This window comes from Paraburkholderia phymatum, from assembly GCF_040965635.1.
GTDB lineage: Bacteria > Pseudomonadota > Gammaproteobacteria > Burkholderiales > Burkholderiaceae > Paraburkholderia > Paraburkholderia phymatum_B.
Window position 1 is genome coordinate 14006 of the sequence record NZ_JBFRCH010000045.1, and the last position, 22393, is coordinate 36398.

At 65.6% G+C, this 22393-nt stretch carries 19 protein-coding genes; 12 read left to right on the forward strand and 7 right to left on the reverse strand.

All coding sequences use genetic code 11. The features are described 5' to 3' along the window. Positions 1-11 precede the first annotated feature (11 nt). The 6 genes from dmpG to AB4Y32_RS36355 all read left to right on the forward strand — a co-directional run bounded on the left by dmpG (position 12) and on the right by AB4Y32_RS36355 (position 7399). Positions 12-1049, forward strand: a complete 1038-nt coding sequence (dmpG, locus tag AB4Y32_RS36330; RefSeq protein WP_368725905.1) for a 4-hydroxy-2-oxovalerate aldolase — start codon at positions 12-14, stop codon at positions 1047-1049. 69 nt (positions 1050-1118) lie between these two features. Then, positions 1119-2372 (forward strand): 3-(3-hydroxy-phenyl)propionate transporter MhpT, encoded by a 1254-nt coding sequence (gene mhpT / locus AB4Y32_RS36335; protein ID WP_368725906.1) that lies wholly within the window; start codon positions 1119-1121, stop codon positions 2370-2372. A 16-nt stretch (positions 2373-2388) separates the two neighbouring features. Further along, a complete protein-coding gene (locus tag AB4Y32_RS36340) occupies positions 2389-3255 on the forward strand; it encodes an alpha/beta fold hydrolase (RefSeq protein WP_368725907.1) in 867 nt (288 codons plus the stop codon). A gap of 591 nt (positions 3256-3846) precedes the next feature. Further along, positions 3847-5286 (forward strand): spinster family MFS transporter, encoded by a 1440-nt coding sequence (locus tag AB4Y32_RS36345; RefSeq protein ID WP_368725908.1) that lies wholly within the window; start codon positions 3847-3849, stop codon positions 5284-5286. Between the two features lie 27 nt (positions 5287-5313). Further along, positions 5314-6456, forward strand: a complete 1143-nt coding sequence (locus AB4Y32_RS36350) for a porin (RefSeq protein WP_368725909.1) — start codon at positions 5314-5316, stop codon at positions 6454-6456. Between the two features lie 196 nt (positions 6457-6652). Next, the gene (locus tag AB4Y32_RS36355) at positions 6653-7399 is read left to right on the forward strand and encodes a GntR family transcriptional regulator (RefSeq protein ID WP_368725910.1); all 747 of its coding nucleotides are present in this window, start codon (positions 6653-6655) and stop codon (positions 7397-7399) included. A 121-nt stretch (positions 7400-7520) separates the two neighbouring features. Here the strand turns inward: AB4Y32_RS36355 and AB4Y32_RS36360 are convergent, their stop codons facing one another. The 7 genes from AB4Y32_RS36360 to AB4Y32_RS36390 form a co-directional block, all read right to left on the reverse strand. Then, positions 7521-8855: a 3-hydroxyacyl-CoA dehydrogenase gene (locus tag AB4Y32_RS36360; protein WP_368725911.1), complete on the reverse strand. Its 1335-nt coding sequence runs from the start codon at positions 8853-8855 to the stop codon at positions 7521-7523. A gap of 24 nt (positions 8856-8879) precedes the next feature. Next, entirely contained in the window at positions 8880-9683 is an 804-nt protein-coding gene (locus AB4Y32_RS36365; protein ID WP_368725912.1) for a crotonase/enoyl-CoA hydratase family protein, read from the reverse strand. Between the two features lie 325 nt (positions 9684-10008). Then, on the reverse strand, positions 10009-11004 hold the full coding sequence (locus AB4Y32_RS36370; RefSeq protein ID WP_368725913.1) for a PDR/VanB family oxidoreductase: 996 nt from the start codon (positions 11002-11004) through the stop codon (positions 10009-10011). 32 nt (positions 11005-11036) lie between these two features. Continuing rightward, entirely contained in the window at positions 11037-12275 is a 1239-nt protein-coding gene (locus AB4Y32_RS36375) for a Rieske 2Fe-2S domain-containing protein (protein WP_368725914.1), read from the reverse strand. 2 nt (positions 12276-12277) lie between these two features. Beyond that, positions 12278-13282: an amidohydrolase family protein gene (locus tag AB4Y32_RS36380; RefSeq protein WP_368725915.1), complete on the reverse strand. Its 1005-nt coding sequence runs from the start codon at positions 13280-13282 to the stop codon at positions 12278-12280. Between the two features lie 54 nt (positions 13283-13336). Then, positions 13337-13714, reverse strand: coding sequence for a RidA family protein (locus AB4Y32_RS36385; RefSeq protein ID WP_368725916.1), 378 nt, complete (start codon positions 13712-13714; stop codon positions 13337-13339). A 39-nt stretch (positions 13715-13753) separates the two neighbouring features. After that, complete coding sequence (locus tag AB4Y32_RS36390) at positions 13754-14497, reverse strand: GntR family transcriptional regulator (protein ID WP_368725917.1); 744 nt, start codon at positions 14495-14497, stop codon at positions 13754-13756. A gap of 307 nt (positions 14498-14804) precedes the next feature. Here AB4Y32_RS36390 and AB4Y32_RS36395 point away from each other — a divergent pair, with 307 nt between their 5' ends. From AB4Y32_RS36395 to AB4Y32_RS36420, 6 genes are all read left to right on the forward strand, one after another. After that, positions 14805-16958: an acetate--CoA ligase family protein gene (locus tag AB4Y32_RS36395; RefSeq protein WP_368725918.1), complete on the forward strand. Its 2154-nt coding sequence runs from the start codon at positions 14805-14807 to the stop codon at positions 16956-16958. Between the two features lie 13 nt (positions 16959-16971). After that, a complete protein-coding gene (locus tag AB4Y32_RS36400; protein ID WP_368725919.1) occupies positions 16972-18165 on the forward strand; it encodes an acyl-CoA dehydrogenase family protein in 1194 nt (397 codons plus the stop codon). Positions 18166-18183: 18 nt separating this feature from the next. Then, on the forward strand, positions 18184-19329 hold the full coding sequence (locus AB4Y32_RS36405; protein ID WP_368725920.1) for an acyl-CoA dehydrogenase family protein: 1146 nt from the start codon (positions 18184-18186) through the stop codon (positions 19327-19329). Next, entirely contained in the window at positions 19326-20489 is a 1164-nt protein-coding gene (locus AB4Y32_RS36410; protein ID WP_368725921.1) for a thiolase domain-containing protein, read from the forward strand. The genes AB4Y32_RS36405 and AB4Y32_RS36410 overlap by 4 nt, the downstream gene beginning before the upstream one ends. 263 nt (positions 20490-20752) lie before the next feature. After that, positions 20753-21094 (forward strand): Zn-ribbon domain-containing OB-fold protein, encoded by a 342-nt coding sequence (locus AB4Y32_RS36415; RefSeq protein WP_368725922.1) that lies wholly within the window; start codon positions 20753-20755, stop codon positions 21092-21094. Between the two features lie 14 nt (positions 21095-21108). Then, positions 21109-22374 carry a CaiB/BaiF CoA transferase family protein gene (locus AB4Y32_RS36420; protein ID WP_368725923.1) on the forward strand — a complete coding sequence of 422 codons (1266 nt, stop codon included), beginning with the start codon at positions 21109-21111 and terminating at the stop codon, positions 22372-22374. Positions 22375-22393 lie beyond the last annotated feature (19 nt).

The window sequence follows — 22393 nt, forward strand, 5'->3', positions numbered from 1 at the left end:
GGAGCACACACATGAGCAAAAAACTCTATATCTCCGATGTGACGCTGCGCGATGGCATGCACGCGATCCGTCATCAGTATTCGATCGAGGACGTGCGACGGATCGCTCGCGCGCTGGATGACGCGAAGGTCGACAGCATCGAGGTCGCGCACGGCGACGGCCTGCAAGGATCGAGCTTCAACTATGGCTTTGGCGCGCACAGCGATCTCGAATGGATCGAGGCTGTCGCCGACGTCGTGAAGCACGCGCAGATCGCGACGCTGCTGCTGCCGGGCATCGGCACGATCCACGACCTGAAGGCCGCGTATGACGCCGGTGCGCGCGTCGTGCGCATCGCGACGCACTGCACGGAAGCGGACATTTCGAAGCAGCACATCGAATACGCGCGCGAGCTAGGCATGGACACCGTCGGCTTTCTGATGATGAGCCACATGACCACGCCGGAGAACCTCGCCATCGAAGCGAAGAAGATGGAAAGCTACGGCGCGAACTGCGTGTACGTGGTCGACTCCGGCGGCGCGCTGAACATGAGCGACGTGCGTGAGCGTTTCCGTGCGATCAAGGGCGTGCTGAAACCGGAGACGCAAACGGGCATGCACGCGCATCACAACCTGAGCCTGGGCGTCGCGAATTCGATCGTTGCAGTCGAAGAAGGGTGCGAGCGCATCGATGCGAGTCTCGCGGGCATGGGTGCGGGTGCGGGCAATGCGCCGCTCGAAGTATTTATCGCGGCGGCCGCGCGTCTCGGCTGGAATCACGGCACCGATCTCTACACGCTGATGGATGCCGCCGACGATATTGTGCGTCCGTTGCAGGACCGTCCTGTGCGCGTGGATCGCGAAACGCTCGCGCTCGGTTATGCGGGCGTCTATTCGAGCTTCCTGCGCCACTCGGAAATCGCCGCGAAAAAGTATGGGCTCAAGACGGTCGATATTCTCGTCGAACTGGGCAAGCGTCGCATGGTCGGCGGCCAGGAAGACATGATCGTTGACGTCGCGCTCGATTTGAAGAAGCGCGAACCCGAAGCCCAACACCACGCGCAACCCTAAGCGCTGTTTACACGCGAAACGAAGCAAGGCGTCATCAAGAGCGCCGCTCGACTCACATTGGAGACATGGATGAAAGCGTCAACGAATCGGCCCACGCGCAAGAGCGGCGCACTCACGATCGGCCTTTGCCTTGCGGTCGCACTGCTGGAAGGGCTCGACCTGCAATCGACGGGCATTGCCGCGCCGCGCATGGCGCGCGAATTCCATCTCGCCGTCGCACAGCTTGGCTGGGCGTTCAGCATCGGCGCGCTCGGGCTGCTGCCGGGCGCGGCCATCGGCGGAAGGCTCGCGGACCGTATCGGGCGCAAGCGCGTATTGATGCTGTCCGTCGCGTTGTTCGGCATCTTTTCGATCGCGACGACGCAGGTCTGGGACCTGAACAGCCTGCTTGCCGCGCGCTTTCTCACCGGCCTTGGGCTCGGCGCGGCGATGCCGAACCTGATCGCGCTATGCGCCGAAGCCGCGCATCCCGATCATCGCAGCACGGCCGTTGGCGCGATGTACTGCGGCATGCCGTTCGGTGCGGCGCTCGCGGCCGTGATCGGCATCGTCAGTCCCGGCGACGATAGCTGGCGGCACATCTTCTATGTCGGCGGCGTCGGGCCGTTGCTGACCTTGCCGCTGCTCGCGTGCTTCATGAAGGAGTCGGCGCACTTCGTCGCGCTCGGCCAGAACGCGCATCGCGCAACGTCGTCGGGCGTCGCGCAGGCGCTTTGGAAAGAGGGCCGCGCGAGCACGACGCTCGCGCTGTGGATCAGCTATCTCGGCACGCTGATCGTGCTGTACTTCCTGATCAACTGGCTGCCGTCGATGGTGATCGCTCGTGGCCTCACGCGAGTCCAGGCGGGCGTCGTGCAGATGATGTTCAACATCGGCGGCGGCATCGGCGCAATCGTGATCGCGGGGCTGATGGACCGCATCGGCAAGAAGCCGACCGTGATGGGCATGTACGTCGGCATCGCGGCTGCGCTGGCGGCGCTCGCTGGGGCGACGGGCAGCATGTCGATGGCCTGCGGCGGGCTGCTCGCCGGGCTTTTCCTGGTCGGCGGACAGTCGGTGCTGTATGCGCTTGCCGGCAACGCGTATCCGACGCAGGTGCGCGGCACTGGCGTGGGTGCCGCCGTCGCCGTGGGACGCCTGGGTTCGATCGTCGGTCCGCTGATCGCAGGGCAACTGTTCGCGATCGGACAAAGCCCGTCGATGCTCGTCACCGCGAGCATTCCGTTGATCGCGATCGCGGCGCTCGGCGCGCTCGTGGTGGTCGCGAAGTTTCCGCGCGAGACGCTCATTGCGTCTGGCGCCGTGAGTACCGAATCAATCTGAATCGAAGGAATCCGATATGACTACGACGCAAGTACAAAGCGAAGCCGCGACCAGCAAGTTCGTGAGCGTAATGGAAGACGGCACGGAACTGCGTCTGCACTACAACGACACCGGCGAGGGCAAGGAAACCGTCGTGATGCTGCATGGCTCGGGTCCAGGCGCGAGCGGCTGGGCAAACTTCAACCGCAACGTCGAGCCGCTCGTCGCGGCCGGGTATCGCGTGATCCTGCTGGACTGCCCGGGTTTCGGCAAGAGCGACGCGATGCTCAATACAGGCTCGCGTTCGGACCTGAACGGGCGCGTCCTGAAGCGCGTGCTCGACGTGCTCGGGATCGAGCGCGTGCATATCGTCGGCAACTCGATGGGCGGACATAGCGCCGTCGCGTTCGCGCTCGCGAACCCGACGCGCGTCGGCAAGCTGATTCTGATGGGCGGCGGCACGGGTGGCCCGAGCCAGTTCGTGTCGATGCCGACGGAAGGCATCAAGCTGCTGAACCTGGTCTATCGCGAACCGACGCTGGAGAATCTCAAGCGCATGCTCGACGTCTTTGTGTACGACCCGAGTTCGCTAACCGAGGACTTGATGAAGACCCGCCTGGACAACATCCTGGCCCGGCGCGATCACCTCGACAACTGGGTCAAGAGCCTTGCTGCCAATCCGAAGCAGTTCACGGACTACGGCCCGCGCCTCGGCGAAATCGCAGCGCCGACGCTCATCATCTGGGGCCGCGACGACCGCTTCGTGCCGTTCGACGTGGGCCTGCGTCTCGTCTGGGGTCTGCAGAACGCCGAATTTCATGTCTTCAATCGCTGCGGCCACTGGGTGCAGTGGGAACATGCGGAGAAGTTCAACCGCATGGTGCTGGACTTCCTTCAGCATTGAGGCGGTACGGCGCGTTGCTCCCCGACGCATCTAGTCGGGGAGAACAACGACGCCATGCAATATCGGCATCCGTCCGCGCGGATGTGAAGCACTGTTCACCGCGCTGTTCACCCGCTGTTCACCTTAAACGCGATGACGGCAGCGGCCCTCACAAGCGCCTCACACGACTGTCTCGCCGCAACGCCGCTTTCCGGCTCCGACTTCAGATCCCCGTTCCGCGTGCGCGTGGCTGCGCTCGCGATCGCACAACGCAGCGGGAACCAGGCACGTGTCCGAGCGAAGACCCGCAAGCGAGACCTATCCGCCGCCACCCGTTCCAGCTTCCAACCTTCCGCTCGCAAAAGCTATCTACGCGACCTTTCGCGCGCGCTCCTCTTCGCGTCAGCTTTATTTCGTTCACCGAATCTCGCCTGATTTCGCGTGCCAGTTCGCTTAGGTGAAAACGATGATGCGTTTGCCGCGAGTTGTTCTTGCACACCCCCAAATTATGCTAGAGAATCCTTTAAAAATTCCACAAACAGCTTTGTGGCATACAAATAGCGAACGATTCGCTACTCGAAGCTCATTCCGGAGACACCACGAATGAAGGAAATGACAGCCCAGAATGTGGAAGCCAGGTCTGCACCTGGCTGGTATCGCAGCTGGTTCCTGCTGGTACTGGTCCTGATCTACGCGTCGAGCTTCATCGACCGGATCATCGTCGCGGTCGTCGGACAGGCGATGAAGGTCGAGATGAATCTCAGCGATTTGCAGCTCGGCCTGCTGAACGGGCTGGCATTCTCGATTTTCTATTCGCTGCTCGGGCTGCCGATCGCGCGGCTCGCGGAGCGCTTCAATCGCGTCGTGCTGATCGCGCTGTCGATCGGCGCGTGGTCGGTGATGACGACGCTGTGCGGCACGGCCGGCGCGTACTGGCAACTGATGATCTACCGGCTCGGCGTAGGTATCGGCGAGGCGGGCAGCACGCCCACCGCGCATTCGCTGATTTCGGATCAGTTCGGCCCGCGCCGCCGCGCAAGCGCGCTGTCGATCTACGCGCTGGGACCGCCGCTCGGCGTGCTCGTCGGCGCGCTCGGCGGCGGCTGGATGGTGCAGCACATGGGCTGGCGTCCCGTGTTTTACGTGGTCGGCCTGCCGGGGCTCGTATTCGGCCTGCTCGCGTGGATCACGCTGCGCGAGCCGCGGCGGGGCGGCGCAGAGGAGGGCGGCGCGCAACTCTCCGACGACGTCCCATCGCTGCGCGAAGTGCTCGCCGTTCTGTTCGGGAGCCGCGCGTTCGTGCAGATGCTGCTCGGCACCGTGATCGGCGCGTTTGCGCAGTACGGGATCAACCTGTTCATCCCCGTCTACCTGACGCGCGTCTATGGCCTCGGCTATGCGCAAGCGGGCCTGATCTTCGGGCTCGTGATCGGCGTGGGCGGCATTCTCGGCAACACGCTAGGCGGCGTGATCGCCGACTGGGCGGGGGCGAAGAACCGCCGCTGGTATGCCTGGATACCCGCGATCGGCACCGCGATCGGTTTCCCGCTTGTCGCGACCGCGTTCACGCTGGGTCAGTGGCCCGTCGCAGTGGCGCTGATCTTCATCGCCACGGTGATGCTGAGCATGTGGAACGGTCCGACCTTCGCCGTCGTGCACAGCATCGTCGAGCCGCGCATGCGCGCCACTGCATCGGCCTGCGTATTCCTGATCATGAATCTGGTCGGCCAGGGACTCGGGCCGACAGCTGTCGGCCTGCTGAGCGACCGATTCGCCGCGCGTCTTTTCACGCAAGGCCAGTTCAATATGGTCTGCGCGTCGGGTGGCGCGCACGGGGCGCATGGTCCCGCTGCGGCCGTTCATGGGCCTTTCGCGGCCGCCTGCCACGACGCATCGGCCTACGGCGTGCGCTACGCGATGCTGGCCGTCAGCATCGCGCTGGTGTGGTCGTCCGTGCATTACTTCCTTGCCTCGCGTCACCTGTCTTGCAACAGCAGTTCGAAGCCGGCCGCAGCCGATGGCACCAACGCGGCAATAAAGCGGGCAGCGTAGCCCGCAATCCATGGAGGAGATCGTCAAGTGAAGAAGAAGTTAGTGGTGAGCGCGCTGGCAGCCGCATTGGCAGGATCGGCGCACGCACAGAGCAGCGTGACGCTGTACGGCATCATCGACAATGGCATCACCTATGTGAGCAACGCAGGTGGCCATTCGCTGTGGAGACTCGATGACGGCATCAACCAGGCATCGCGCTGGGGTTTGAAAGGCGTCGAAGATCTCGGCGGCGGCCTGAAAGCGCTCTTTACGCTGGAGAACGGCTTTTCGCTGAACACGGGCACGGCGAGCCATGGCGGCGCGCTGTTCGGACGCCGGGCCTATGTCGGTATTTCGAGCGACAGGTTCGGCACCTTGCTGGCCGGCTACGACTACGATTTCATCTACGACTACGTCTCCTACTACACGAACGTCGCGCAGTTCGCGCCTTCGTACGCGTTTCACGGCGCATACGACATCGACCGTCTCGCCGGCGAGCCGGTCAGCAACATGGTGCGCTACGAAACGCCGAACTGGCACGGCTTCGGCGCTGGCGTGATGTACGGTTTCACGAACATCCCGAACGGCTTCGCGGGCACGCCGACGGGAAACCCGCGCGTGATCAGCGCGGGCATCAAGTTCAGTCCGACGGGCTCGTTCAATGCGCCGTATTCGATGGCCGCCACCTTCACGAAAACGGATGGCGGCAACGCGGCACGCGGCGTCGGGACGATGGCGCAGGTCGCGCTCAACGCGAAATCGATCTATACGGTCGCCATCGGCGGCATGGTGAACGTGACCGACGCCTGGTCTGTCAACGGCGTGTACACGTACACGAATGCTTCGCAGAGCCCGCGAGGCGTGGTCACGGTCGGCGCTTACGAGGTGGGCACGAGCTACAAGTTCTCGCCTTTTCTCACCGTCGGCGGCGGCTTTACTTACGTCGATCAACATAAGCTCGGCAAGTACGATCTCTACACGGCCGGAATCGACTACCGCCTCTCGAAGCGCACCGACGTGTACATGTTCGGCGTCTGGCAGCACGCGTTCGCAGGCCAGAAGTTCGCCGACAACTTCCTCGTCTCGACGCCGTACTCGGTGCCGGGTGCGGGCGGCTCGCTGTTCGGCAATCTCGCTTCCACCACGTCCAACCAGGTGGCCGCGCAGATCGGCATCCGCCATCTTTTCTAGTTCAGCCGCGCCGGCATGACGCCCCTTCGCCCGGCCGCAAGAGCCGGGCAGGGGCGTTTTCCCGTTGTTCGAGACAAAGGATGTGACACAAGGTTGGGCTTTTGGTATACCTGCACGGTAGCATATGAATTTCAAGCGCCTTCGCTGGCCTTTCCCCGCCATCGTCGGCCTTCCAGAACCCACTGTTTGTCATTCAATGAGTCAGCCTCCCAAACTGAGCCGTTCGGTCGAAATCAAGGCGCTCCTCGAATCGGAAATCGAGCGAGGCGAGCTGGTCCCCGGTGCGGCGCTCGACGAGCGCGCGCTGGCCGCGCGCTTCAACGTGTCCCGCACGCCGATTCGCGAGGCGTTGCAGCAGCTTGCCGCGCAGCAGTACGTGCAGATCGTGCCGCGCCAAGGCGTGTTTGTCACGAAGATGACCATCCCGCAATTGCGCGACATGCTCGAACTGCTGCACGAACTCGAATCCGTGTCGGCGCGACTGGCCGCGCGGCGCATGAACGACGAGCAGCGGGTCGAACTGCAGCGCGCGATCGACGAAGGCGTCGAAGCGCTGAACCAGAGCGACGCACGCCGTTTCGCGCGCACCAACGCGGAATTCCACGAAGTGATCTGCCAGGCTTGCCACAACGACTACCTGGCCGATCAGATCCGTTCGATCCGCCGCCTGGTCTCGCGCTACCGGCCCAAGCTGTTCCTCGCGCCCAGCCGGCGCGAGAAGGTCATCGCCGATCACAAGCGGCTTGCGCAGGCGTTGCTCTCGGGCGACGAGGTGACGGCCGAAGAAGTCATGGCGCAGCATTCGCCGGGCGGCGACGCGGGCTTTTCCGAATTTCTCGCGACGTTGCCGGCCGAGTTCTTCAACGACGCGCCGCCGGGCATGCCGCGCGAAGCGGCGGCAGCCGGGGCGGATGCCGAGGACGACGCGCACGGCGACGAGTAACCGCAGCGCTGACTCTGCGCTGGACTTGCAACAGGTGCGCTTAACCACGTGAAACGCGCATGTGAAACGCGGGGCGCACGGCCCCGCATCCTGCTTTAGTCAGACACCCGGTGAGTAGCGATCAAAGATCGGCGAACCGGCCATTCGTCGCCGCGAGCTTTTCGAGCAGCGGCGCCGGCTTCCACCAGTAGCCATACTCGTCGTAGAAGCGCTTCACGTCGCGATAGACATCGGCGACGCCGATCTGGTCCGCGTAGTACATCGGACCGCCGCGATGAGAGGGGAAGCCGTAACCCGTCACATAGACCACGTCGATATCGCTCGCGCGCAACGCGATGCCCTGTTCCAGCAGCTTCGCGCCCTCGTTGATCATGCCGTACACGCAGCGCTTGACGATCTCGTCTGCGGAAATGGGGCGCCGCGCGATGCCGAGGCGGCCCGATTCCTCGACGATGAAGCGCTCGAGGTCGGCATCGCGCAGCGGCTCGCGGCTGCCCGGCTCATAGCGATACCAGCCCTTGCCGCTCTTCTGGCCGGGGCGGCCCATCTCCACGAGCTTCATGATGAGGTCGTTCCAGCGGCGGTCCGTGGGCCGCGTCGCCATTTGCGCCTTGCGTGTCTGATAGCCCACGTCGTTGCCCGCCATGTCGTGCACGGCGAAGATGCCCATCGCGTAGCCGAAGTCCTTGAGCGCCGCGTCGACCTCGTGCGGCAACGCGCCGTCCTCGACGAGAAAGTGCGCTTCGCGGTTGTAGTTGCGAAAGAGCGCATTGCCGATGAAGCCCGGATAGATGCGAGCCAGCACCGATACCTTGCCCATCCGGCGCCCTAGATCCATCAGCGTCGCGATGACGTCGTCAGCGGTCCGTGCGGCGCGTACCACTTCGAGCAGGCGCATCACGTGCGCTGGGCTGAAGAAGTGTGCGCCGACCACGTCGGCGGGGCGTTGCGTGACGGCGGCGATTTCGTCGATGTCGAGACCCGACGTATTGGTGGCGAGCACGGCGCCCGGCTTCGCATGCCGGTCGAGCTCGCGGAAGATGTTCTGCTTGAGCGCGAGATCTTCGAATACCGCTTCGATCACGATATCGGCGCGCTTCACGTCGGCGATCGAGAGCGAGCCCGTGATGCGCGCGATGCGCTCGTCGCGCACTGCGGCGTCGAGCTTGCCGCGCTTCACGCTGCTGTCGTAGTTGTCGCGAATGCGGGCGAGGCCGCGCTTGAGGCCTTCGTCGCTCGCATCGACGAGCGTGACGGGGATGCCCGAGGCAGCGAGCGCCATCGCGATGCCGCCGCCCATCGTGCCCGCGCCGATCACGGCAGCGTGTGCAATCGGGCGCGGCGCGGCATCGCCGACGGGAATTTGCGCGGCGGCTCGCTCCGCTGCCTTGACGTGCGCGAGCGCCGCTTCACGCGCGGCTTCTTCTTGCGGATTCAGTTCGTTTGCGTTGTTCATGATTCGTTGCGCCTCATACCCGGCTCATGCCGTGGTCTTGTGAGTGTCGGGACGCTCGAGCGGCTTCGCCTTGCCGTCGACGAATTCCTGCAGGCGCTTCGCAGACTCCGGCGAGCGCGCCATGTTCGAGCTCATGTATTCGAGGAAGAGGCCGTCCTCGTGCGAGAGATCGTTCACACGCGGCAGCAGGTTCGTGATGCGCCAGTTGGTGTCGGGCGCGTTCTGCGCGATCTTCGCGGCCAGTTCTTTCGCCTTGCCGAGCGCTGCGCCAGCGGGCGTCAGATACGTGATGACGTGCTCGCGCAAGCCCTCTTCGGCGGACAGCAGACGTCCCGTGAGCATCAGGTCCGCCATCAGGCTGTAGCCGATCACGCGCTGGATGCGCACCGTGCCGCCGCCGCCCACGAAGATGCCGCGCTGGCCTTCGGGCAGGCCGAAGAACGTCGTGTCGTCTCCGACGCGCACATGCGCGGCCGTCGCTAGCTCCAGCCCGCCGCCGACCACCGCGCCGTGCAGCGCCGCGACGAACGGAATCGGCCCGCGCGCGATGATGTCGAACACTTCGTGCCACGAGTGGCGGCGGCGCTTGCGCGGCGGCGCGCTCTGTCCGGTGGCGCGCGCGAGCGCCTCGCGCAGGTCGAGGCCCGCGCTGAAATTGCCGCCGTGCCCGAACAGCACGCCGACATCCGCCTCTTCGCCGGCGCGCACGACGGCCTCGCGCAGTTGCGCGATCAGGTCGTCGTTGATCGCGTTGCGCTTGTCGGGGCGGTTCAGGCCGATCAGCGCGACCGGGCCATCGAGTTCATAGGTAACGAGGGTTTCGCTCATTGGAGTTCCGTTGACTGAGGGTCTGTTTGCATATGAAACGTTCATGCGTTGCCCCCGCGAAGGACCGCCCGCAAGGATCGCGACGCAGCAAATACTGGACGTCCCCCAAGGGGATTTCCTTCGGGGCATATTTGCAAGGAGCACTACGCGCGGGCGGCCCTTCGCGGGGCGACCCTGATCTGAATTCAATTGTGGCGAACGTCCGGTCCGGGCCGCATGGCGGCGTCGATCGTCGCCTGTTTGGCGGGGCCAAACGGCGCTCCTTCCTTCTTGCCCTGCAGCCCGGATCGGACGTTCGCATGTACGTTTCATACGCAAGCAGACCCTAGATGTCGAGCACGAGGCGCCCGCCCTTGCAGCGCGATACGCAGACCTGCATGACCTTGCCGCCCGCCTTGTCCGCGTCGGACAGATACGTGTCGCGGTGCTCGATGTCGCCGCTGCAGACGCGTGTCGAGCACAAACCGCAGTAGCCGGAGCGGCAGTCGTACATGACGTCGGCGCCGTGTTCGATGAGGGTGTCGAGCAGCGACTTGTCGGCGGGCACGGTGAGCCGCTCGCCCGACGAACGCAGCTCGACTTCGAAGGCGGCGTCGCCTTCCTGCGGCGCGGCTTCCGAGAACAACTCATAGTGCAGGTCGCATTCGTGCCAACCACGCTTGCGCGCCGCGTCGAGCACCGCGTCGATCATGCCCGCCGGGCCGCACACGTAGATCGGCTGGTTCACCTGCGCATCGTCGAGCAACGCGTCGACGGACAGGCGCGTGACGGGATCGTCGTCGGCGTGCAGCACGAGCCGTTCGCCCGCGAGCGCGCGCAGCTCGTCGACGAACGGCAACGCGTCGCGCGTGCGGGCGCTGAAATGCAACTCGTAATCGCGTCGCTGCGCGACGAGCGAGGCGGCCATCGAGACGATCGGCGTGATGCCGATGCCGCCCGCGATCAGCAGCACGCGCGGCGGCGCGGCCAGCGGGACGTGATTGACGGGCGCGCGGACGTTGAGCGTCGCGCCCGCTTCGAGCGCGTGCATGTGGCGCGAGCCGCCACGGCCTCCGTCCTCGCGACGGATGCCGAGCCGGTACGCGCGCACGCCGTCGCGCGGATCGGCGCGCGTGTCCATATGGATAAGCGAGTACGAGCGCCACTGCGGCGCGCCGCCCCCGCCACCCGTGGCGGACGGAATTTCGACCTGCAGGTGCGCGCCCGGCTCGAAGCCGGGCAGCAGCGCGCCGTCCGCAGCTTCGAGCGTGAACGTCTTGATCAGCGAAGTCGGTGCGTCGATCGCGGCGACGCGCAGCGTGAGCAGCATGGGAGCAAGCATCGAAGTCATTCCAGCGTCGAAGTCATTTCGGGTTAAGCGGTTTCGGCGAGCACGCGCCAGTCCGTGCCCGCCGGCACCACGCCGCCGATCGAGATCGCGCGCGAGTAGTCGAGTTCGGGGTTGTCGGCGAGCGTCGGCGTCTTGCCGGCGATGAACTCGCGCGCGGACTTCAGCAGCAGCGCGCGCACACGCAGCACGGCGCCGTCGGCGGAGCAGAGCTGCTCGTTCGTGCGGTCCGCAATCGGGCCCTGGCCGAGGAACATCGCGAAGTCTTCCGTGCCGAGATGCTGATGAAAGCCCGTCGCGTGTCCGCGCTTCATGAGGTCGCGGTTCTGGCCGAAGGCCGTCTCGCGCGTGCCGGGCGGCAGCGGCGGAAAATTCCACACATCCGGCGTCGCCGACATCACCGTCATGCCGAGCTTGCGCGTGGGGTTGAAGTGCACGAACCACGCGCGATGCGTGACGTCGTCGACGGGCGTCGAGAAGAACACCGTGCTCGGTCCGTTCGCATCCGGCGCGCAGATGATGCCGTACCACGGCATCACGAAGTTGTTCACGCGCGCATACACCTTGTCGTCGGGCAGATCGCGCAGCGCTGCGTAGCGATAGCCGTACGGCCGCTCCTCGAATTCCAGACGCGGCGCGAGCGCTTTCGTCATGTGCATGCGCTCGTTGCCGCCGCCCGCCGTGATCTGCGTGGTCGATTCGTGCAGCACGCCCACGTGCGACGAATCCATCGACGCCTCCACGCCCTGCACCCAGTTGGTCGGCACCTCGACGCTCGTCACCGAGCGCTGGTCGGCGGGCAGGTTCGTAAAGGGCAGGTCGGGAAAGCGCGGCGGCGTGTCGCCCTTGCCGAGCCACACCCAGACGATGCCGCCGCGTTCCTCGACGCCGTACTGGCTCGTCTTCACGCGCTTGCAGAACTGCGCCTGATCGCCGACCTGGTTCGGCGCCTCGACGACCTTGCCCTCGACGTCCACCTTCCAGCCATGGAAGATGCAGCGCAGGCCGTTGTGCTCGTTGCGCGCCATCATCATCGACGTCTTGCGATGCGGGCAGCGCTCGTCGATCAGCCCCGCGCGGCCATCCGTCGTGCGAAACGCCACGTAGTCCGAGCCGAGCAGGCGCATGAGCACGGGCGCGCCATCCGCTTCGAGCCTGGCCGACGGCACGGCGGGAATCCAGTAATGCTGGCGGATCATCTCGCCCATCGGCGCGCCGCGTTCGACGCGCGTGAGCAGGTCGTTCTCTTCGACGGTCATCGCCATGATCAGGCCTCCTGGTAATGGCGGAACGCGCGCGGATAGACGCGCGCGCAGTTGCACTCGAACACGTTCCTGCGCTGCTCGTCGGTGAGCCATTCGATGCTGTCGATCACCGGCTTCATGTCGTCGAAGTCGCGGCCCGAGACGGGATCGCGCGCGCTACCCGTGCCCGGCTTTTCGGTGCCGAACAGCACGTTGTCGGTGCCCGCCACCTTGAGCAGCAGCTCGATCGACTCCTTCGAGTAGTTGCAGGTATCGAAGTAGAGCTTGCGCAACTGCTCGTCGAAGCTCTGCGGATGATTGCGGCGCACCGCCCACGCGCGAAAGCGGCCCATCTGGTAAGGAATCGCGCCGCCGCCGTGGCCGACCACGATCTTCAGTCCCGGATACTTCTGGAACACATCCGATTCCAGCAACGAAATGACCGCGATGTTTTCCTCGTTGATGAACTTCAGCGTGTACGACTCGCGCGGGCTGCAACTCCCCGCCGAGTGGATCAGCGCGGGGACGTCGAGCGCCGTCATTGCGTCGTAGAGCGGATACCAGAACGGATCGCCGAGACCCGGCGGCGTCGGGCCTTCGGATTCGGTCGGGTCCGGATTCAGCAGGCAGCCGACGAAGCCCAGTTCCTTCACGCAGCGCTGCAGTTCCGCGACGGCGCGCACGGCGGGCGATTCGTTCATGAACTGCGGCAGACCCGCTACGCCGCGAAAGCGGTCAGGGAACATCTCGACGAAGCGCGCGACCAGATCGTTGCAGTGGCGCGACCAGAGTTCGGTGACGCGCGCGGGCTTGACGGAATGCATCTGCAAATAGGGTCGCGGCGAGATGAACTGCACGTCGGTGCCGACGGCGTCCATGCTGCGCACGAGCTCTTCGGCCACCTTGCGCACGGAGGCGTCCGGCACGTTGGGCTTCGTCGACGGATTGGCGCGCCCGCCGATCAGCTCGGCCATGTAGCGGAAGCTCTCGGGCGGCATGACGACGTGGGCGTGGGAATCGATGATCACGTTGGGACCTCTGTGGTAAGCGGTTGCGTTGCGTTGGAAGGAACCGCCGGGCGCTCAGCACGCGACGGCGAGGATTTCGAGTTGCAGCGCCATGCCGTGCTGCAGGTCGTGAACGACGACATGGCGCGCGGGCCGCTGCGCCGGGTCGGGCCAGAGCGCGAGCCAGTGCGCGTTGATGCGCTCGCGCACGGAGTCGTCTTTCACGTAGACCGTGAGCTTCACGACGTCGGCGGGCGTCGCGCCGCCTGCATCGAGAAAGCGCCGGAGGTTGTCGAACGCGAGCCGTGCCTGGTCGGCGGGATCGGCGGCCAGGTTGCCCGTCGCCGGGTCCTTGCCGGCGATCGCCGACGAGCACAGCACGTTGGCAACGCGCGCGCCGACGGGAATCGGAGCGTTGTGCGCGAGACCGGGGACGTCGATGGAGCGAGGCATGTTGTCTCCGTTAAATCTGTTGGTGGACGGCTCGGCTTGCTACTCCGCGCCGAAGTCGAAAAAGTGGCGCGGCACGGCGGCGAGGAACTCGGAGAAGCCGGTCGTGCCCGCCGGCACGTGGCGCCGCATCACGTCGGCGGCCTTCGCTTCGTCGCCGGCCTGGATCGCGCGGGCAATCTCGAAGTGCTCCTGCAGCGATCGGCTGATCTGGCGGCGATTGCTCAGATCCGCCACGCGATAGCGCTCCGACTGGCGCCGCGCCGCGCGAATCTGCCCGGCAAGGCACTCGTTGCGGCTGCCCTCGTAGATCGCGTCATGGAATGCCGCGTTGGCGCGCGCGTACTCGCTCGCATCGCCCTCGACGGCGGCCTGCTGGCAGGCCATCAGCGCGCGGTCGAGTGCCTCGCGCTGCGCATCGCTTGCGCGCCTTGCGCAGAAGCGCGCGCACAGCGCCTCCAGTTCGCCGATGTACTCGAGCATCGAGCGCACCTTCGCGATCGACAGCCGCGCGACGGCAATGCCCTGGCGCGGCGAGATCACGACCAGCTCGCGCGCCGCGAGATGCTGGAGCGCCTCGCGCACGGGCGTGCGGGACACGTTGAAGCGCGCGGCGAGCGCGCGCTCGTCGATCGGCATGCCCGGCGCGAGCTGGCCCGTCTCGATCTCGGCCTGCAACGCCTCGCGAATGTCGTTCGCGAGACTGGCCCGGGTGCGCGGCGCGACCGGCTGCCCGTCGTGCGTTGCGCTTTCATGCTCGACGGAGAAGTCGACTACAGGTTTCATGGGGTCACGAGTCGTGTTCGGACGGTTGAAATATACCAATATGTAGTTGTGGCATTCAATATAGAATTTGCAGAATGCCTGTCATGGCTCGACGCGATTTTCTCGTGACCATTCCAAAAATCACGAAAAATCAAATAGATAACTGGCGGTGCGTGGATCTTTGGCATGAACGTAGGGGAAAACACTAGCATGGTAAAAAAGGTTCTGGTGTATTGAGAACGGCGTTTGTGTATGCCAGAATGGTCAACATCCGAACTGATCCTGGCGTGCGAAGTCCGGGGTCTCTATCAAGAAGAGGCATGACCTGATGAACAAGTCACTCTCCGATGCGTCTGGCGTATTGCCCGTCGAACGCGTGCTCAAGCCGCGTTCGATAGCGATCGTCGGCGCGTCCGCCGACCCTCGCGCGTTCGGCAATTTCGTGCTGCAGAACCTGGAGCGTTTTGGCTATGCGGGCGAGATCCATCTGGTGTCGCGCAGCAGCAAAGAGATCAACGGCCGCGCGTGCGTGGAAAGCGTCGATGCGCTGCCCGAAGGCATCGATCTCGCCGTGCTCGCCATTCCGGAAGCGGGCGTGCTCGACGCCGTGCGCTCGCTGGGCGCGCGTGGCACGGGCGCGGCGGTGATCTTCGCGTCGGGCTACGCGGAAGCGGGCGACGGAGGCCGCGCGAAACAGCAAATCCTCACGCAAGCCGCCGACGCCTCGGGCATGCTGCTGGTCGGCCCGAACTGCATGGGCTTCACCAATTTCGAGGCCGGCGTGCCCGTCACCTTCGAGGCGATCGCGCCGTATCCGTGCGCGGGGCGCAAGGGCGTCGGCGTGGTCGCGCAAAGCGGCGCGATGGCCGCGAACCTGCGCGACGCGTTCATGGGCCGCGGGCAACCGATCACGGCTGCGGTCTCGACGGGCAACGAGGCGGTGCTCGGCATCGAGGACTACCTCGCGTGGTTCATCGCCGATCCGCAGACGAGCGCGATCGCCGTCTACGCCGAGCAGGTGCGCCGCCCGCAGACCTTCGTCGCGCTGGCGCGCAAAGCGCGCGCAGCCGGCAAGCCGATCGTGATGCTGATGCCGGGCAAGAGCGCGCGGGCGCGTGAAGCGGCGCAGTCGCATACGGGCGCGCTGGCGGGCGATCATGCGACGGCGAGCGTGCTGCTCGCGCGCGAAGGCGTAGTGGTGGTTGATTCGCTCGACGAGCTGTTCGATACGACGACCATCCTCGCGCATTTCCCTGTGCCGCCCGCAGCAGGCACGGCCGTGATGACGGCGTCGGGCGCGGTGAAGAACATCACGCTCGACTTCGCGGACGACATCGGCCTGACACTGCCGCCGCTGACGGCATCGACGCTCCAGAAACTGACGGAGCTGCTGCCGGACTTCGCGGTCGCCGACAATCCGCTCGACTACACGACGATCGGCGTGCGCAACCCTGGGCTGATCGGCGAACTGATCGACACGATGCTCGCCGATACCAACGTCGGCAGCCTCGTGGTGTCGATCATGGGCGGCCCGCCGATCGCGCAGCGCGACAAGGCCGATCACCTCGTGCCAGCGCTCGCGCGCGCGACCAAGCCGGCCGTGCTCGCCGTGATGGGCGACAACAATCCGCTCGAGCCGTTCTTCGTCGACGCAATCGCCGCGAGCGGCGTGCCGTTCTTCCGCTCGCCGGATCGCGCGCTGCGGGCCTGCGCGCGCGTGGCCGCTTACGGCGAATCGCTACAGCGCGCGAGCCGCGCATCGACTGCGCAACCCGAAGCGATTGCGCTACCGGGTCCTGTGCCCGCCAACGGCATCTTCGCCGAGTATCAGGGCAAGCAATGGCTTGCCGCCGCCGGCCTGCCCGTCCCGCCGGGGCGTCTCGCAACGACGCTCGACGAAGCGCTCAGGATCGCTGATGAAATCGGTTATCCCATCGTGCTCAAGGCGCAGGCAAGCGAGCTGCCGCACAAGAGCGACGTGGGCGGCGTGATCGTCGGACTCGCGGATGCGAACGCGCTGCGCACAGGTTGGGACGCACTGCATACGAGCGTGGCCTCGCATCGGCCTGGTCTGCAACTCGACGGCGCGCTCGTCGAGGCGATGGAGCCGCGCGGCCTCGAACTGGTCGTCGGCGCGAAGCGCGACCCGGAGTGGGGCCCCGTCGTGCTGGTCGGCCTCGGCGGCATCTGGATCGAAGCGCTCAAGGACGTGCGCCTGATTCCCGCTGACATGGCCGAAGCCGACATCGTCGCCGAGTTGCGGCGCCTGAAGGCCGCGGCGCTGCTCGACGGCGTGCGCGGTGCCGCTGGCGTCGACGTGGCGGCCATCGCAAAGGCGGTGGCCGCGATCGGCGCGCAGATGCGTGCGAATCCGCAGATCACCGAAATCGACGTGAACCCGCTCGTCGCGTATCCCGATCGCGTGCTCGCGCTCGATGCGCTCGTCGTGTGCGGCGCGCGCGATGGCGCGCACTCGTCATAAGGACAATGAACCCATGAGACTGGAATTTTCCGCAGAGGACGAGGCGTTTCGCGCCGAGGTGCGCGAGTTCGTCAGGCAGAACCTGTCGCCCGGGCTCAAGCGCAAGGTCGAGCTTGGCTTGCGGCTGGAGCGTGCCGACTATGTCGAGTGGTACATGCGGCTCCATGAATGCGGCTGGATCACGCCGTCCTGGCCGAAAGAGGCGGGCGGCCCGGGCTGGACGCCGCTGCAACGCTACATCTTCGACGAGGAAACGCTGGTGGGAGGCGCGCCGCGCATCATCGCGAGCGGCATCAACATGCTCGGTCCCGTGCTGCATGCGTTCGGCACGCCCGAGCAGAAGGCACGCTACCTGCCCGCGATCCGCCGAAGCGAAACCTGGTGGGCACAGGGCTTCTCGGAGCCGGGCGCGGGCTCGGATCTCGCGAGCGTGCGGACCACGGCCGTGCTGGCCACGGACAAAGACGGCGATCACTTCGTCGTGAACGGCCACAAGGTGTGGACGTCGTACGCGCACTGGTGCGAGATGATGTTCGCGCTCGTGCGCACCGATCCACACGCGAAGCCGCAGGAAGGGATTTCGTTCCTGCTCATCGACATGAAGTCGCCGGGCGTCGAACTGCGCCCGATCCGCATGCTCGAAGGCGGCACCGACCTCAACGAGGTCTATCTGGACAACGTGCGCGTGCCCGTCGAGAACCTCGTCGGCGAACTGAACAAAGGCTGGTCGTACGGCAAGTACCTGCTGGGTCATGAGCGCACGGGCATCGCGGGCGTCGGTTCGTGCAAGCAGCAGCTTGCGCGCGTCAAGACGCTCGCGAGGCAGCAGGGACTCGCGGGCGACCCGCTTTTCGAAGCGCGCGTGAGCCGCCTCGAAATCGAACTGATGGCGCTCGAATTCACCGGCTTGCGCATGTTGAGCGCGAATCAGCAGAGCCGTGTGCCCGCCGTCGAGGCGTCGATGCTGAAAGTGCGCGGCACGGAATTGCGACAGGCGATCTACGCGCTGCTCGCGGAGATCGCCGGTCCCGACGGCATTCCATTCGACGAAGCCGCGCTGCTCGACCACGCGGGACACGAGCCGCCGAGCCCGGAGGAATTGATCGCCGTCGCGACCAATTACTTCGACGCACGCAAGCTGTCGATCTACGGCGGCACGAACGAAGTGCAGCGCAATCTGATCAGCCGCGCGTTCTTCAACGCTTGAAGCGGGACACGACCCACTATGGATTTTTCTCTCACTGAAGATCACGTCGCGCTGCAAGACGCGGTACGCCGCTTCTGCGACGGCGAATATCCCGCGCATCAGCGTGGCAATGCAGAAGACCCGGCTCTCGCCGCACGACGTCGCGAGGCGCTCGCCGAACTCGGCGTGACGGGGCTCGTCATCGATACGGAGCACGGCGGCAGCGGTTGCGGTGCCGTCGAGACGATGCTCGTCGCGCAGCAACTGGGCCGCGCGCTGGGCGGCGCAGGATGGCTTGCGAGCGGGCTGCCGGCTGCCGCGCTGATCGGCGCGGCAGGCAGCGCACAGCAGCGCGCGCAATGGCTGGAAGCCGTCGCAGCGGGCAAGAAGGTGCTCGCGCTTGCGATCGGCGAGGCGGATGCGCGCTATGACGTCACGCGCCTCCCGGTGCGCGCGAAAGAAACGGGCGACGGCTGGCGTATCGACGGCACGAAGACGCTCGTGTTCGACGGCGCGATCGCGGACGCGTTCGTGGTAGCCGCGCGCACGTCGGGCGAGCGCGGCGACGCGCATGGCCTGTCGCTCTTTCTCGTCGACGCGAAAGCGGAAGGCATCGCGTTGCGCAGCTTCGCGACGATCGACGCGCGTGAAGCCGCGCACGTGAGCTTTACCAACGTCGCCGTGAGCAAGGCCGATCTGATCGGCGGCGCGGGCGCGGCGCACGCGTTGATCGAAGCCGCGCTCGACCGTGCGAACGCCGCGCTGTGCGCGGAATCGGTCGGTGCGCTGGAGGCGTTGCTGGAATTGACGACCGAGCATCTGAAGACGCGCACGCAATTCGGCGCGCCGCTCGCGAAGTTTCAGGCGCTGCAACATCGCATCGCGGACATGCTGATCGCGCTCGAACAGGCCCGGTCGATGGCGTGCGCCGCCGCGATGGCCGTCGACGCGAACGATGCGGCGCGTCGCAGCCGCTTCGTGTCGGCCGTGAAGGTTTTCATCGGCGAGACCTGCAAGAGCGCCGGCGAATGGGCGATCCAGCTGCACGGCGCGATGGGCATGACGGAAGAGTGCCGCGCGGGCCACTACGCGAAGCGGATGTTCGCGATCAACATGACCTACGGCGACGCGAGCTGGCATCTGAACCGATTCACGGCGCAGCGTCTCGCGCGGGAGGCCGCATGAGCCTGAACGGACAAGCGTATATCGTCGGCGCGTTCGAGCACCCGACGCGCGAGGCCGACGATCTCTCCGTCGCGCGCCTGCACGCCGATGTCGCGAAAGGCGCGCTGGACGATGCGGGCCTGACGAAGGACGACATCGACGGCTATTTCTGCGCGGGCGACGCGCCGGGCCTCGGCACCACGACGATCGCCGAATATCTCGGCCTGAAACTGCGCCACGTCGATTCGACGGAATGCGGCGGGTCCGCGCCGATCCTGCATGTCGCGCACGCGGCCGAGGCGATCGCGGCGGGCCGCTGCAACGTCGCGCTGATCACGCTGGCGGGACGTCCGCGTGCGGCGGGCGCCGCGCTCGCGCTCAAGGCGCCCGACCCCGACGCGCCCGACGTGCAGTTCGAGCTTCCGTTCGGCCCGTCCACGCAGAATCTGTACGGCATGGTCGCGAAGCGGCATATGCACGAATACGGGACCACGAGCGAGCAGCTCGCGTGGATCAAGGTCGCGGCTTCGCATCACGCGCAGCACAATCCGCACGCGATGCTGCGCAACGTCGTGACCGTCGAGGATGTGATGAATTCGCCGATGGTCGCCGATCCGCTGCATCGTCTCGACTGCTGCGTGATGAGCGATGGCGGCGGCGCACTCATCGTCGCGCGTCCCGAGATTGCGAAGCAGCTCAAGCGGCCGCTCGTCAAGGTGCGCGGCAGCGGCGAAGCGCCGAAGCACGCGGCGGGCGGCAAGATCGATCTGACCTGGTCGGCCGCGAAATGGTCGGGCGCGGCGGCGTTCGCGGAGGCGGGCGTCACGCCGGGCGATATCAAGTACGCGTCGCTGTACGACAGCTTCACGATCACGGTGCTGATGCAACTCGAGGATCTCGGCTTCTGCAAGAAAGGCGAGGGCGGCCGGTTCGTGCAGGACGGCGGCCTGATTTCGGGCGTCGGCAAACTGCCGTTCAACACCGACGGCGGCGGACTGTGCAACAACCATCCCGCCAACCGCGGCGGCGTCACGAAAGTCATCGAAGCAGTGCGCCAGTTGCGCGGCGAAGCGCATCCCGCCGTGCAGGTGCCGAACTGCGACCTCGCGCTCGCGAACGGCATCGGCGGCGCGCTTGCGTCGCGTCATACGGCTGGAACGCTTATTTTGGAACGGACTTGACGATGAGTACGACTAATCAGAATCCAGCAGCGGATAAAGCCGCGAACGCGGCCTCGAATCAGGCTGCAAATCAGGCCGCAAATCAGGCTGCAAATCAGGCTGCAAATCAGGCTGCAAATCAGGCTGCAAATCAAGCCGCAAATCAGGCTGCAAATCAGGCTGCAAATCAAGCCGCAAATCATGCTGTCACGCGGCCTCCATACACGCCCTCAAAGCCTGGCGGTCCACGCCGCATTTCTGCGCCGCGCGCGCTGCCCGAGGCATTGCCGTTCTGGGAAGCGGCAAAGGAAGGGCGTCTGCTCGTGAAGCGCTGCACGGATTGCGGCGAGACGCACTACTACCCGCGCGACATCTGCCCGCACTGCCTGAGCGCGAACACCGCATGGGTCGAATCGGCGGGCAAGGGCGAGATCTATTCGTACAGCACGATGGGAAAGGACGACGCCCGTTACACGCTCGCCTACGTGACGCTCGACGAAGGCGTGACGATGCTGACCAATCTCGTCGATTGCGATCCGGCCACGCTTGCAATCGGCCATCGCGTGCAGGTCGTGTTCAAGCCGAGCGACGGCGGCTATCCCGTTCCCATGTTCACCGCATCCTGAGAGAGAGGGCGCTCATGAACGTCGAATGTAACGATAACCAGCGCGATAACCAGCGCGATAACCAGCGCGATAACCAGCAAGCGGCCACCGCGCGCAAAGGCGCGCTGTCGCGCTTCACGATCATCGATGCGTCGCGTGTGCGCGCGGGTCCGACCGCGATGCGTCTTTTCGCCGACATGGGCGCGCGCGTCATCAAGCTCGAGATTCCGCCCGGTGCGCCGGGCGGCGATGACATGATCGGCGGGCGAGACCACAATCGCGCCGACTATGAAAACCTGCATCGCAACAAGGAAAGCCTCACGCTCAACATGAAAGATCCCGCGGGCCGCGAGATTCTTTTCGATCTGGTCCGCCGCGCCGACGTGTTCATCGAGAACTTCCGGCCCGACGTCAAGGACCGTCTCGGCATTGGTCCGGACACGCTGCGCGCGATCAATCCGCGCCTCGTCTACGCGAGCATTTCGGGCTTCGGCCAGGACGGCCCGTATGCGAACTGGCCCGGCTTCGACTCGATCGCGCAAGGCATGGGCGGCCTCATGAGCGTGACGGGGAAACCGGGCGAAGGTCCGATGCGCGTGGGCATTCCGATCGCGGACCTGTGCGCGGGGCACTTCTGCGCGATGGCGATCCTGACCGCGCTGCTCGAACGCGAAGCATCGGGCGAAGGCCAGTGGGTGCAGACCTCGCTGCTCGAAGCACAGATCGCGATGCTCGACTTTCAGGCCGCGCAATGGCTCGTTGACAAGCAGGTGCCGCAGCAGGTGGGCAACGAGCATCCCCTCACGGTGCCGACAGGCGTATTCGCGACCCAGGACGGCTACCTCAATCTCGCCGCGATCGGCCAGACGATGTGGACACGCTTGTGCGAGGCGCTCGGTCTCGATCATCTTGCGCGCGCGCCGGGCTTCGACTCCGATCCTGCTCGCGTGGCGAATCGCGACGCCGTGAATCGGGCGGTCAGCGAAGTCTTCAAGACCCGCACGACAAACGAATGGACGGCCATCCTGCTGAAGGCCGGCGTGCCTTGCGGCCCGATTCACCGCATCGACGAGGTGTTCGAGGACCCGCAGGTCAAGCATCTCGGCATGGCCTGGCCCGTCGATTTGCCGGGCCTTGAAGAGGGCGCGTTCGTCGGTCAGCCGTTCCGGCTGTCGCGCTATCCGCGCGAGGCGTCGCCGCGCCTGGCACCCGGGCAGGGCGAGCACACGCACGCCATTCTGCGGGAACTCGGCTACGCGGACGAGCAGATCGAACAGTGGCGCGCGGCGTTCGTCGTCTGAACGCGGCGCAACAGACAAC

Coding starts and splice junctions, on each gene's coding strand:
- dmpG (WP_368725905.1), top strand. CDS start 12: ATGAGCAAAAAACTCTATATCTCCGATGTGACGCTGCGCGATGGCATG.
- mhpT (WP_368725906.1), top strand. CDS start 1,119: ATGAAAGCGTCAACGAATCGGCCCACGCGCAAGAGCGGCGCACTCACG.
- AB4Y32_RS36340 (WP_368725907.1), top strand. CDS start 2,389: ATGACTACGACGCAAGTACAAAGCGAAGCCGCGACCAGCAAGTTCGTG.
- AB4Y32_RS36345 (WP_368725908.1), top strand. CDS start 3,847: ATGACAGCCCAGAATGTGGAAGCCAGGTCTGCACCTGGCTGGTATCGC.
- AB4Y32_RS36355 (WP_368725910.1), top strand. CDS start 6,653: ATGAGTCAGCCTCCCAAACTGAGCCGTTCGGTCGAAATCAAGGCGCTC.
- AB4Y32_RS36360 (WP_368725911.1), bottom strand. CDS start 8,855: ATGAACAACGCAAACGAACTGAATCCGCAAGAAGAAGCCGCGCGTGAA.
- AB4Y32_RS36365 (WP_368725912.1), bottom strand. CDS start 9,683: ATGAGCGAAACCCTCGTTACCTATGAACTCGATGGCCCGGTCGCGCTG.
- AB4Y32_RS36370 (WP_368725913.1), bottom strand. CDS start 11,004: ATGCTTGCTCCCATGCTGCTCACGCTGCGCGTCGCCGCGATCGACGCA.
- AB4Y32_RS36375 (WP_368725914.1), bottom strand. CDS start 12,275: ATGGCGATGACCGTCGAAGAGAACGACCTGCTCACGCGCGTCGAACGC.
- AB4Y32_RS36385 (WP_368725916.1), bottom strand. CDS start 13,714: ATGCCTCGCTCCATCGACGTCCCCGGTCTCGCGCACAACGCTCCGATT.
- AB4Y32_RS36390 (WP_368725917.1), bottom strand. CDS start 14,497: ATGAAACCTGTAGTCGACTTCTCCGTCGAGCATGAAAGCGCAACGCAC.
- AB4Y32_RS36395 (WP_368725918.1), top strand. CDS start 14,805: ATGAACAAGTCACTCTCCGATGCGTCTGGCGTATTGCCCGTCGAACGC.
- AB4Y32_RS36400 (WP_368725919.1), top strand. CDS start 16,972: ATGAGACTGGAATTTTCCGCAGAGGACGAGGCGTTTCGCGCCGAGGTG.
- AB4Y32_RS36405 (WP_368725920.1), top strand. CDS start 18,184: ATGGATTTTTCTCTCACTGAAGATCACGTCGCGCTGCAAGACGCGGTA.
- AB4Y32_RS36410 (WP_368725921.1), top strand. CDS start 19,326: ATGAGCCTGAACGGACAAGCGTATATCGTCGGCGCGTTCGAGCACCCG.
- AB4Y32_RS36420 (WP_368725923.1), top strand. CDS start 21,109: ATGAACGTCGAATGTAACGATAACCAGCGCGATAACCAGCGCGATAAC.